The following is a 12,495-nucleotide window of genomic DNA, read 5'->3' as shown; positions in this document are numbered from 1 at the left end:
GTGAATTACGTAAGAAAATAAAGGAGAAGGAAATATACATAACACTGATTAGTTTGTTCACAAAAAAGCTGCTTATTAATAAAATAGGATAGAAGCCTATTAGACTATTAATTTTGCAATAAGACAAAGTATATAAAGTAAACCTTTCCATCAGTGGGGTTTTTCTTCATCCCCACTGATGGAAAGCTTGAGTTCCACAGGATGTGGATCACACAAACGAAGACATAAGGAAGTGGCGATCTTCGTTTGTGTACCTCCCTCGGACCTTTACGGGCGAGATTCAACACCTAGCTCCTAGCTTCCTCGATTTCTCCATCCTCAAGGTGGGGGTTTTACTGCCCGTTAAGAGTGGGGTAATTTTCCTTACATTCTTTTTTTATATGAACCTTTATGCATAAGCTGTTTTTTTTTATCATTAGTAGTTTGTTAATAAAAGGCCTTCCATAACTTTATTCCACATTGCATCATCATTCGGTTTGTCAGAAGGGAACTGAACATAGCAGATATGTTCCAGGGGTATAGGAATAGGATTTATATCATGCAAGGAATCCGTTGGATGAAGGATGATAACCTTAAATTTCCCAGGTATCATCTCTGTAAGAATGGTTTGCAGCTCCAACATTTCTTGATAACTGGCAATTCCCCATCGAATAAATAATATGGAACGGGCTTCTTGTAATTTCTCATAAAATCGATTAATTCTAATCGTTAATTTTTCTTTATATTTATCATAATGAGTTGTCCAATCTTGGTTAGGGATGATTGGAAAATCATGAACAGAAATAATATTTGAATAGTTGTCTTTGATAAAATGGGCTTTTACAGGAAGTTCTCCACCAGCATCAGGAAACACTGCATTACCATCATCAAGGACATAATCAAAACCCTCTGTTTTTTCCATATTATTTAACTCCATAAACCCTTCAAAATGAGTTTTTATTAATTGATTTACATCCTGTAAAGAATTCGAGATTGACCAGTCTAAGGGAAAGGAAAACCTTCTTAATTGATGTCTCCTTAAATTTAAAGAAGGTCCACACCAACTGCCTAAACTAATAAACAAATCATAGGAGCCTTTTACATCTTCTAAGTTCATTCTTTTCACTTCGCTTCCATTAAAAAAGTGTGTCTTGTCTTTTTATTGAATAATAGAAAGACAAGACCTTAAAAAGATAAGATCTTGTCTAGATAACGCTCTTTCTAACTAAGTGAGATAATTAATATAAATTTTTCATGATAAAGAAATAGCTTGTCCATTATTCTAGAATCTTTTAGGTCAATAATTTCTATTTTCATCATCTAATATTAATAACTAATTAACACTTTAATTTGAATTTTTCTTCATTTATATCAAATTTACACTAAAGTTCTAACGGTTACTTGACCTAAATATTTACCAGTATTTACGACAGGAGCTGTTACTGTTGCAGTAATTGTAATTCTGGCGGTATTGCCAAGCAGGTTTACACCTAATAAAGTATCTGCAGAAGCTATCTCCACACTCGTTGGACCTTCAATATTTGTTACATTAGTAAAAAGTGGGATCGTAGCGATAACAATACCTAATAGGTTTACCACTTGCAAAGTACCGCTTACAGATACTGTTTCATTTCCAGCAAATGCATAATTGACGCTAACCGGAAGAGCTAAAGCTAGAATTGGAAGTCCAAAAGAAAAAGTGCTGTTAAATGTTACAACTTGATTCGCAACATTGTCTGGAGACCAGATATAGCTATTACTTCCATCAATATACGGTTCTGTTACGGCTGGTTTAATAACGGGTACTTTTGGAAGTGTTCCTCCTGCAGTATCTGAAGTAATGACAGTGTTAGCTGGATTTGTAAATGCCTGTATAGCGAGTGACATTTAATTCACCTCCTTTTATTAACCGTATGAATCATCATGAGCTTAATAATATTCTAATATAGAAGAAATTAGCACTTTTGATTTTACTAAATTACAGTTTGTACAATGATTTCACCAAGGTATCTACCAGTATTTGGAGGAGTATAAGGAAGTGTGATCGGAGCTGTTACTGTTGCGTCTACGATAATATTAATAGATCCACCTAATAAGCTAGCAGCAATCAGAGCATCTGCTGAAACAATTTCTACATTATTAGGATTTGAATCATTAGCGTCAGTAAATAATGGGATGCTTAATACAATAATTCCTAATGCATCAAGAACCTGAAGTGTAGCACTAACTGATACTGTTTCATTTCCAGCAAATGCGTAATAAACACTAACAGGTAATGCAAGTGCTAAGAGTGGTGCTCCAAAAGAAAAGACGCTACGAAATGTTACAACTTGTCCAGACGCAGTAACTGGAGACCAAATATAAGCATCATTGCCTTCGATAGCTGGTGTAGAAGGAGTAGTAAAAACGGCAGGACCAATCGGAGCAGCACTATCAAAAATGCGAGTGGTGTTTGCAGGATTAGTAAAAGCTTGTAACGCGATAGGCATTAAATTTCACCTCCATTCTTTTTTGAATGGTGTTGCAGAATATCTTATGTCATTTACTATAGGGTGTTTAGACAAAAGGATTGGTTTTTTAGTGGAATTAAAAATTTTATGGATGATAATGGACATCTGTCTATACTCCCCTTCCTATATATAAATAAGTATATAAAGAGAAATTGTATGAATTTAGGGGAGATGTTCGAATGAAGATCCTGCTTGCCACCTATTGGATTGTGCCACATGTTGGGGGAGTATGGAATTATATGAATCAATTAAAGGATAAACTAGAAACATTCGGCCACGAAGTAGATTTATTAGGATATGGGGATCTGCATAAATTTGTTTATGCTGTATCAGATGAAGTAAGGATAGATAAAGAAGAAGTAATGCCGGAAGTTACAAAAATACTAGAGCAAAATTCCAGTATACCTTATTATGCTGATCCAGTTGTGAAGTTTTGTGAAACTCAAAGACTAGTGTATGAATTAGGTGCTTCAAAATTGAATTTAAAGAAGTATGATTTAATTCATACACAAGATGTTTTTTCGAGTAGTATATTCGGTCGAATAAAGCCAAAAGATACCACTTTAGTTGCAACTCTTCATGGTTCTGTTGCCCATGAAATGAAGGATTATGTGATGAATGTACATGTAACGCCAACCTCCCCGTTAGCATGCACCTATTTTGATGAACTAGAGTATATCGGAGCAACTTCAGCCGTCACTACCATTGTTGCGAACAATTGGTTAAAGAATATTTTAATCAATGAATTTAATGTACCTGCCTACCAACTAACTGTACTGCATTATGGTTACGATACAGAGACATTCCTAAGTAAAATTAATCCAAGAGATACCTCCATACAAAAACCTCCTCAAAAAAAAGTGATCCTTTTTACCGGAAGGCTGGTCGCATTAAAAGGCGTCCATCATCTGATTAACGCGCTGAGCAAATTACGATTTTCACGAAATGATTGGATTTGCTGGATAGTTGGAGAAGGAGAGAAACAGAGAGAACTAGAACAGCAAACAAAAGAATTAGGACTAGAGGATCATATCCATTTCTTCGGTAAGCGCAGCAATATACCACAATTATTATATCATGCAGATATATTTGTTTTGCCAAGCTTAATAGAAAACCAGCCCTTATCTTTAATAGAAGCACAAATTGTGGGAAAACCAATTATTGTTAGTGATGCAGGAGGAATACCGGAGATGGTTCAACATGGAATCAACGGTATGGTAACGAAGGCAGGCGATGAGAGGGATTTATGCAATACTCTTTATGCGATACTTGAAAACGAAGAATTTGGAAATAAATTAGGGGGAAATGCAAAAAAATGGGCGCTCGAACATTGGTCATTAGAAAAAGGTGCCACCAGCGTTCTTAGCATATATAATGAAGCAATAAATATAAAGTGAACCTTCCATTAGTTGGAGCGCAGAGCAGCCCGCATACATGAAGACTCCTATGGGATTAGCGGGACAGTCGAGAAGAAAGCAGGAGAGCTAGCGACGAGGAAGCTCGACGCCCGCCCCATGGAAAGCGAAGTGTATGCCGGCTGCGCACTACTTACAAGAACACCACACTTTTTCAAGGTAGCAAAAGAAAAAAATTACAAAAACCAAGGCTGTTTAATTGTCCTTGGTTTTTGTATTTCGTAGATTATGATACTAATAGAATGCAAATAGGAACATTCTATTGTGTTTATTAAGTTCTAACTCTTGTGACTGTCAAAGGGGAGAAATTAAGAACTTCTAAAATAATGGATGTGCCTTGATAAATCTCTGAACCTTCAGGAACCATTACTAATAAGTTCCCATCTCCTTGTTCTCCTCCAGTATAAGCGAAGTTCTCTTCCATTTGTAACATCCCATTAATGTAAACATTAAAATAGCCATTATTTAAATTTAACATTGGTAATGAGACCACTTCATTTCCTGCATCATCTAAAAACTGTGAAGCATCAATCTTCAACGATGTATTCTCTTCAACAGTATTTTCTACTTCATAAAAAAAGCGTGAGACCATAGGAGAAGTGTCTACTTGTGATTCTAAATTTACCGCCAGTTTAATTATTTTAAGCGCCATTTACTTTCCTCCTTTTTTTTCGTTACAATATATGCAAATTGGCAGGGAGTTGCTATAAATCAATTTATTATCATTTTTATAGCTGAATTAATTCATTATCTGACACACTTCGTTCTAAAATTTATATACTACTTATGAAAAATTAACTTGGATGTTGCATTTTAATAAGATAAATATAAAGGAGGGCTTCTGGGTGCAAAAAAAGCGATCTAAAATAATTAGTTGTTCCAATAGTTTAGCGCCTCCATTAATTTATTATCATGTTACTCCAACTCAACAAAAAATATATAGAACAGGAAAAATTAGGATCTTTGAATTTTACTCCATTTCGAATGGAGAAAAAAGGATTTATACAGAAAATGATGCACTGCAAGAATATGGGAAACAAGTGATATTAGATCCTCTTTCCATTTCTTATATGAATTTATTTGTAAACGGTGTGCTGCAGCCCCATAAAAACTATGAAGTTAAAAAAGGGAAAATAATCATTAAAACCGAAGACATTCCCCAAAAAGGATCACCAATCATTCTTCAAATGATAGTTATTTAATAATAGTTTAAAAGTGAATTTATCACTGGGTTATAAGGTGCAAGTAAATAAAACAAATTGCTTTAATGAGTATTTAATGGATGCGAGGAGATGTTTGCATGAAAATTCTATTGGCAACATATTGGGCAATTCCCCATGTAGGTGGAGTATGGCATTATATGGAACAACAGAAAAGTAAATTGGAATCTCTTGGACATGAAGTTGATTTACTTGGTTATAACGAGGATAATACAGCAGTTTACCTTTTAAATAAAAATATAAAAATTGAAAAAGAGAAGCTGCTTCCATTACTTGAAGCAAAATTAAATGAAGATCTATATCCAGCTATCCATGCTAATGCATTAGTAAAATATACTGAATTTCAACGGTACGTATATGAACTAGGTGCAGCATATTTTGGATTAGATAAATACGATGTGATCCACACGCAAGATGTTATTTCCACTGCTAGCATTAAAAGGGTACTGCCTGAATCAACTGCATTGGTAGCAACACTTCATGGTTCAGTCGCCCATGAAATTAGATATCAATTAAAAACCATACATGAAACTCCAAATTCCTATATGGCACGTGCCTATTTTGATGATTTGGAACATATTGGGGCAACATCCGCAGATCAAACAATAGTAGCAAACGAATGGTTAAAAAATATTCTATTGAATGAATTTGATGTTCCCAATGAACAGTTAAAAGTCCTTCATTACGGATTTGATACAGAAAATTTTCTGAAAAAGATGAAAGAAAAGACCAAATCCATTAAGCTGCCAACGAATAAAAAAATCATTCTTTATACAGGACGACTTGTGGAGCTGAAAGGTGTACATCTTTTAATTAGTGCTTTACATCATTTAAAGGATATGCGTGATGACTGGGTTTGTTGGATTGTAGGGGATGGAGATAAACAATCAGAATTAGAAGCACAAACGAAGGAATTAGGATTAGAAGATGATATTTTCTTTTTTGGCAGTCGGGAGGATGTTCCATATTTAGTATCGGTTGCCGATATATATGTTTTTCCTAGTCTTTTAGAAAACCAGCCATTATCATTGGTTGAGGCACAAATTGCTGGAAAACCAACGATTGTTAGTGATGCTGGGGGACTTCCTGAAATGGTCCAGCACGGTATAACAGGCATTATTTCACCTGCAGGAGACATCAGAGCGTTATGTGATAATATGAATGTTCTGCTTAGCAATGAGAACTATCGAAAGAAATTAGGATCAAACGCTAAAAAATGGGGAATGACTCACTGGTCCTTATCAAAGGGAGTAAAAAATGTAGTAGATGTATATAAAACTGCCATAAGTAAACGGAGAAAGGAAATCAAAAATGTCTCCACTGAAACAGAAAATTAATTCTTATCTTTCTAAAATTATGATGAAAACGAAAAAAATAACAATCTCTTTGTCGCACTGGAAAAAGAATCAAATCAGTAATAATACGGAAACAGATTTATGGAAATCAAAAATATTTCTCCTGAAACAGAAAATTAATCCTTACCTTTCGAAAATCATCATAAAAACGAAAAAAATAACAAGATCTTTGTGGCCTTGGAAAAAGAATCAAATCAATCATAATATAGAATCAGATTTATGGAAAGAAAGCTCGGAAAAGGTCACTATTACAAGCGGAGATACGTATGACTTTATTTTTCCAAATGCCATGCCCACACCTAAAATTTTTGTAGAGAGGAACATTTGGGATAAAATTTTAGATGGACTGCCAGCAGAATATACGTTACCAAATGATAAAGCCTACAAGAAATTAGATTCCATGAATATTGATTCATATAATGCTTTGTTTCAAAATGCTCCTTCTTTTCGTCATATTTTTATCGATAATAAAGTGATGGAACCATTAATTAACAAGCTTCCTGAAAATTATGTACTGCCTAATAATCAAACAATAAAAATATTCAAAGTTATGAATGCTGATTCTTATAATTTCTTATTCTCTACAACAGCCTCAACCCCAAAAACTTTTGTTGAAAATCATCTTTGGGATAATATTTTAACGAGAATTCCAAATAATTATATCCTTCCGAATTTTTATACAAATGAAGTGTTTAGTAAGATGAGCAGCAATGAATACAATGCTTTATTTTCCAATCCACCAAACACGCCAAAGATACATGTTGACCCGATAATCTGGAGTCCAATAAAAGGAGCAATTCCTCAAGGGTACTCACTTCCAAATGAAAAAACTATTCATATTTTTTCAAAAATGCATAGTAATTCATATAACTCCTTATTTACTTTACCATCAAATCATCCTAAAGTTCTTATTGATTATTTTTTATGGGATAAAATTACATTTTACCTTCCACCTAATTATCAACTCCCAGAAACCAAGGCCATGCCAAATTTTTATAGTGTAAATTAAATTTGGCGTCAGCTGCATGTCAAAAACAAAAAGAAAGATACAGTATAAAAGCACGCGAAATGGTATCGGTGCTTTTTTTATTGCTTAGCGTACTAACAACGATGCGAGTTGTGTATAACATTAGCGGTTCGTGATGGATAGAACGTTCAAGTGTACATCGACGCACAAAATGTAGAAATTGCCGATGTGGACATTATTCTGCTACGTATTTAATTGACAGTCTGGATGGCAATGCACAAGTGCGCTTTTACTTTTGTTTATTTTAAAGCAGTTAATTACTTTTTTTCCCTCTTTTAGTTGCATGCCTGTTCCATTTCTTTTTTCTTTCATTTAATAATAAAGAAGAGAAGACATTGATTCGCATCATTTCAAAAAGGAAGTCCACTTTTTGAGAGAGCTAAATGTAAAAAAGGAGCATTAGAATGAAATTAAAAGAAATGAATAGGGAATATGATGCCATTTATAGCTTAGGCCATAATTGTTTAGCGGCTATGAAGTTACGAGACCATAACCTTAGAGCATTTGCCGGACCGCTCGATTGGGTTGGCTCACCAGATTTAAGCAAATTAACAAACCTGTTGAGTAATAATTTCCATAGCTTTTTAGAATTAAAGAATTTGAGAGGAATTCAATATGTATCTGAAACGGATATTCTTGTGTTAGACGAAGTAAACGTAATAAGCTTCAACCATGACTTTAAATCTGATAAAAATACATTAGAAGAGCTATCCGATTTACCACAAATTAAAGAAAAATACGATAGAAGAATAAAAAGATTTCTAGATAAGCTTTCTTCATGTAAAAGCATACTTTTTATTAGAACAGAAGGTACATTCGAAGAAGTGACAGAACTTCAAAAGGTATTAAAGACTATGGTAAAAAATGATTTTCAACTTCTTGTAATTAATCATACCGAAGTAAAAGAAATGTTGGAGCTTAATTGGCCGATTGAAAGTGTATGTGCATTGGAGCTGTCAAATGAAGAAATTTGGGATGGAAATAATCAATATTGGAAAGAAATATTAGAAAATTTTTCTATACAAACATAGTGAATAGAGATAGGTCAGTTGATCAATTCTGATTAGAAAGCGCTGACAAAAAATTAGAATGAGAGAATGAATGATATTCACGAATAAGATAACTTCTCTCTTTCTTTTTTTTGTCTTGTTCCAGTTTGTGCGGTAGTAAATGTTTAATGATTTTTCATTATGGTTTTTACAGATTTTAGGCATCCAGTTTATACAATTCCGCATCTCTTTTCATAAGATATTGAAACAAAAAGAGGAGATGGGTTAATGAAAATTGTCGTTACAGGTGGAGCTGGTTTTATAGGGTCCCATTTAGTAGAAGCATTAATTGCAGAAAAAAATGAAGTACACATACTTGATAATCTTACAACAGGAAAATATGAGTATATTCACCCCAAGGCTATCATCCATTCAGTAGACATCAGAAGCAAAAAGGCGAAAGAAATTATTATGAAAGAAAAACCAGAACTTGTTTTTCACCTTGCAGCACAGGCTGATGTAGCAATTTCTATTGAGAACCCCTTATATGATACAGAGGTAAATGTTAATGGTACTATAAATCTGTTAGAAGCTTGCAGACAGGCAAACGTGAGAAAAATAATTTTTTCTTCTACTTCAGCGGTTTATGGGAATTTACAAAAAGAATTAATTAAAGAAAATGATGATGCGCATCCAATTTCCTATTACGGTTTATCCAAATGGACAGCGGAAAAATATATGGAACTTTATAGCAATTTATTTGGCTTATCCTATACTATTTTACGTTATGGAAATGTATATGGCCCAAGACAAACAGCGAAAGGGGAAGGTGGAGTAGTAGCTGTTTTTTTGGATAAAATCAGAAAAGACATGACCTTGAATGTTCATGGCGATGGAGAGCAAACGAGAGATTTTGTGTTTGTAAAAGATGTCGTAGCTGCTAATCTCGCTGCAGCAAGATATGGAAATAAAGAAACCATTCATATAAGTACATCTAATAATACATCTGTGAATCAGCTGGTAAGCAGACTGGCAGAACTACATGGGGATCCTATTCATACAAATTACACAGCTGCCAGAACAGGTGATATTAAACACAGCTGCTTAGACAACACAAAAGCAAAACAAATACTTCATTGGCATCCACAGTATACGATTTACTCTGGTCTAGAGGAAACCTATCTATATTCAAAAAATCAACCTGTACAACTACCATAATTACTACCTCTTCTATAAGCACATTTCTAGTTATTTACCTTTTTTTAAACTTTTAGATTGTTAGCCTGTCCTTTTTCCTTGCTTTTGCATTTAATAATAGGAAGATATGTAATACTTCCATGCAAAGCATTATATACACAGCCATTATCGGACATTCAAGGGTGTGATAAAGGGAATTTTATGGGCTAAAGAACAACATGATTTTCATCTATTTAAAAATAGTAGGTATTGATATGAAAGATTTCGATTCTTGACGGGGGTCAAACGTTATTCTTTATTAATTATAGAAGAGGGAGGAAAAAAATGAGTTTAACAGAGATGAAAGGTGAATATGATGCAATTTTTAGTTTAGGTGATTTATGTTTAGCAAGTATTCAATTGCGTAAATTTAATTTAAGGCCATTTGCAGGTCCGTTAGATTGGATGTCATCCCCGAAATTATCTAGTGTCAATCTTCTATTGCAAAATCGTTTTAAAGGATTTATGGATCGCGATAATTTACTGCCAACCAGTTATTCTACAGGTATTAATACACCAGACAGTTTTTTAGTGGTACATGACCAAAGATATGGAATTGTATCGAGCCACGATTTTAAAGCAGACAGAAACACCCTTGCTTATTTAGGAACCTATCCTGAAGTGAGAAGAAAATTAGATAAAAGAATTAACAGAATGTTAAATATTATGGAAAATAAACAAAAGATCCTTTTTGTTCGAACAGAAGCAAGTTTTGCGGAAACGCTTCAACTAGAATCCACGTTATCAACATTAGTAAAAAATGATTTTCATATTCTAATTATTAATCATACAAATGGCGGCAGCACCATGACAGAAAAATTCTGGCCAATCGGTCGAGTTACGGTTGTTGAACTGCCAGACTACGAAAAATGGACGAACAATGATGATTACTGGAAAGAAATACTAGATAACGTGAAAATAAGATAGGAATAATGGCTAACAAAACACCAAGCTTTTATTTTAGTTTGGTGTTTTTCGTTGCCCATTTTTATCTTATAGAGTAAAAAGATAATTTTTTTGGAAATTATTAGGGGAATATAAGGTCAATCTAAAGTATCATCAATTAATCATGGGTATTGTTTTTCTAGTTTTTGTTTTTAGAATTATTACTTTCCATTAATAAGCTTAGTATTGCGAATAAAAAAGACAAGGAGTATAATTACTTAAATAGTAATATTTTAACAAATACTGGAGGCTTTTTTAGTGGAAATATTAAGTCATGTTTTATCTACTTATGCATCCTTTTTTGATTGGCAAATGTGGGCGAAAATAGTAGCGGATCCTGTATCTTGGGGCTTAATTGGTTCACTTGTTCTATTGGAGGGGCTGTTGTCTGCAGATAATGCATTGGTGCTCGCCATTATGGTAAAGCATTTACCACGGAAAAAACAAAAAAAAGCATTAACTTACGGATTATTCGGCGCTTACTTTTTTCGCTTTCTATTTATCGGATTAGGAGTATTTTTAATTAAATTTATGTGGATAAAAATTCTTGGTGCTGCCTATTTAGCATGGATTGTCATCAAGCATTTTTGGAAAGGGGAAGGGGAAGAAGAGACTTCCGGTATGAACAAAACAAGTTGGGCCGTCGGCAAGTTCGGCATCTTTTGGGCTACTGTTATATCTGTTGAATTAATGGATTTAGCTTTTTCGGTTGACAGCATTTTAGCTTCCTTTGCTGTATCAGAAGAAGTTTGGATTCTATTATTGGGAGGAATGCTGGGAATATTAATGATGAGAACTGTTGCAAAATTGTTCTTAGTCTTAATTGAAAAAGTACCAGAATTAGAAACAACCGCATTTGTTTTAATCGGCATTATTTCTCTAAAAATGTTCGCAAGTATTTTTGGATTTGAATTAAATCATTATGTATTTTTCGCCATTCTAATATTGGCATTTATCATTACGTTTATTATTCATTTTATCAATAAAAATAAAAACATTTCTGAGGAAATTGCTTCAACAAAAGATTAAGATCAATAAATGCCTGTTTCTTTTAGGACAGGCTTTTTATTTTGTGTACTTATTTGCATACGAGGAAGCAACAAAGGAATCTGGCTTTATTTTTGGTTCAATGCCAATTGACTCAATTCTAGCGACCATTTCATTTACAAATTCTCTTGTTTTATTGCGAGATCCAGAGCCAATATCAATATGTCCTTCAATCGAAAAGGTAGCACCTTGATAAATATATGGCAAAACAATATTAATTAATTCCGTTTTTTTCTCTTCTGTAAATAAATGAACCACTGCTTCCGTTAATGTTGTTTCATAAGAAATTTTTTCATGCAAACGGAGGATTTTCCGGGGAACAGTCACTTTCCGAATGCAGGCCCAAGCTCCTTTCCCTTTATTTTGTATAACAATTCCCGTAATAAATGTTGTATGCTTTGCATGAACCTGGGAATCCGTACCGATCATTAACCGATAATGCCCAATTGGATTTCTCTCCATGAATGTTATAATGCATTGAAAAACACGATCAAAAGACATCTCTCTTTCTTGCAAGTTTTGAAAAGTGATTTGAACATTTCCATCCATATTCACCAACAATTCCTCCTTGGAAAAGATCGGACTGCATTTATAGAAAAACTTGTTCTAACTTATTACTAATTAATACTATTGTATGTCTTATACAGCAATTTAGCACATTCTTATTCTTTTAAGCTTGTATTATTGTATGGTGATACCCTATAGAGTGTGAATGATTTACATGGATAAATAGTAAGGAGATATTGTACTTGTTTCATTGAATGAAGTATGT

13 protein-coding genes are annotated in these 12,495 nt (G+C 33.7%); 8 read left to right on the top strand and 5 right to left on the bottom strand.

Annotation, left to right across the window (positions count from 1 at the left end; genetic code table 11):
* Positions 1-415 precede the first annotated feature (415 nt).
* From ACTYBU_RS02915 to ACTYBU_RS02905, 3 genes are all read right to left on the bottom strand, one after another.
* Positions 416-1,096 carry a DUF1796 family putative cysteine peptidase gene (locus tag ACTYBU_RS02915; RefSeq protein WP_445487008.1) on the bottom strand — a complete coding sequence of 227 codons (681 nt, stop codon included), beginning with the start codon at positions 1,094-1,096 and terminating at the stop codon, positions 416-418.
* A gap of 260 nt (positions 1,097-1,356) precedes the next feature.
* Positions 1,357-1,866, bottom strand: coding sequence for a hypothetical protein (locus tag ACTYBU_RS02910; protein ID WP_445487006.1), 510 nt, complete (start codon positions 1,864-1,866; stop codon positions 1,357-1,359).
* Between the two features lie 86 nt (positions 1,867-1,952).
* The gene (locus ACTYBU_RS02905) at positions 1,953-2,468 is read right to left on the bottom strand and encodes a hypothetical protein (protein WP_445487004.1); all 516 of its coding nucleotides are present in this window, start codon (positions 2,466-2,468) and stop codon (positions 1,953-1,955) included.
* A 200-nt stretch (positions 2,469-2,668) separates the two neighbouring features.
* Between ACTYBU_RS02905 and ACTYBU_RS02900 the strand changes: the two genes are divergently transcribed.
* On the top strand, positions 2,669-3,886 hold the full coding sequence (locus ACTYBU_RS02900) for a glycosyltransferase family 4 protein (protein ID WP_445487002.1): 1,218 nt from the start codon (positions 2,669-2,671) through the stop codon (positions 3,884-3,886).
* Positions 3,887-4,175: 289 nt separating this feature from the next.
* Here the strand turns inward: ACTYBU_RS02900 and ACTYBU_RS02895 are convergent, their stop codons facing one another.
* Positions 4,176-4,556: a DUF4183 domain-containing protein gene (locus tag ACTYBU_RS02895; protein ID WP_445487000.1), complete on the bottom strand. Its 381-nt coding sequence runs from the start codon at positions 4,554-4,556 to the stop codon at positions 4,176-4,178.
* Positions 4,557-4,749: 193 nt separating this feature from the next.
* On the opposite strand from ACTYBU_RS02895, the gene ACTYBU_RS02890 reads away from it, so the two are divergent.
* The 7 genes from ACTYBU_RS02890 to ACTYBU_RS02860 all read left to right on the top strand — a co-directional run bounded on the left by ACTYBU_RS02890 (position 4,750) and on the right by ACTYBU_RS02860 (position 11,705).
* Positions 4,750-5,106, top strand: a complete 357-nt coding sequence (locus tag ACTYBU_RS02890) for a DUF4183 domain-containing protein (protein WP_445486998.1) — start codon at positions 4,750-4,752, stop codon at positions 5,104-5,106.
* A 98-nt stretch (positions 5,107-5,204) separates the two neighbouring features.
* Positions 5,205-6,461 (top strand): glycosyltransferase family 4 protein, encoded by a 1,257-nt coding sequence (locus ACTYBU_RS02885; protein ID WP_445486997.1) that lies wholly within the window; start codon positions 5,205-5,207, stop codon positions 6,459-6,461.
* A gap of 19 nt (positions 6,462-6,480) precedes the next feature.
* Entirely contained in the window at positions 6,481-7,488 is a 1,008-nt protein-coding gene (locus ACTYBU_RS02880; RefSeq protein WP_445486995.1) for a hypothetical protein, read from the top strand.
* Positions 7,489-7,910: 422 nt separating this feature from the next.
* Positions 7,911-8,537, top strand: coding sequence for a DUF1796 family putative cysteine peptidase (locus ACTYBU_RS02875; protein ID WP_445486993.1), 627 nt, complete (start codon positions 7,911-7,913; stop codon positions 8,535-8,537).
* A gap of 246 nt (positions 8,538-8,783) precedes the next feature.
* On the top strand, positions 8,784-9,713 hold the full coding sequence (locus ACTYBU_RS02870) for an NAD-dependent epimerase/dehydratase family protein (protein WP_445486991.1): 930 nt from the start codon (positions 8,784-8,786) through the stop codon (positions 9,711-9,713).
* Between the two features lie 303 nt (positions 9,714-10,016).
* The gene (locus ACTYBU_RS02865; protein WP_445486989.1) at positions 10,017-10,658 is read left to right on the top strand and encodes a DUF1796 family putative cysteine peptidase; all 642 of its coding nucleotides are present in this window, start codon (positions 10,017-10,019) and stop codon (positions 10,656-10,658) included.
* 330 nt (positions 10,659-10,988) lie between these two features.
* Positions 10,989-11,705 (top strand): TerC family protein, encoded by a 717-nt coding sequence (locus ACTYBU_RS02860; protein ID WP_445487547.1) that lies wholly within the window; start codon positions 10,989-10,991, stop codon positions 11,703-11,705.
* Between the two features lie 36 nt (positions 11,706-11,741).
* Here ACTYBU_RS02860 and ACTYBU_RS02855 read toward each other — a convergent pair whose 3' ends face one another.
* Complete coding sequence (locus ACTYBU_RS02855; RefSeq protein ID WP_445487545.1) at positions 11,742-12,272, bottom strand: ribonuclease H-like YkuK family protein; 531 nt, start codon at positions 12,270-12,272, stop codon at positions 11,742-11,744.
* Positions 12,273-12,495: the final 223 nt, after the last annotated feature.

The organism is Niallia sp. 03133, from assembly GCF_052663225.1.
The sequence above is the reverse complement of the archived record's forward strand: the minus strand, read 5'-3'. Positions and strand labels throughout refer to the sequence as shown.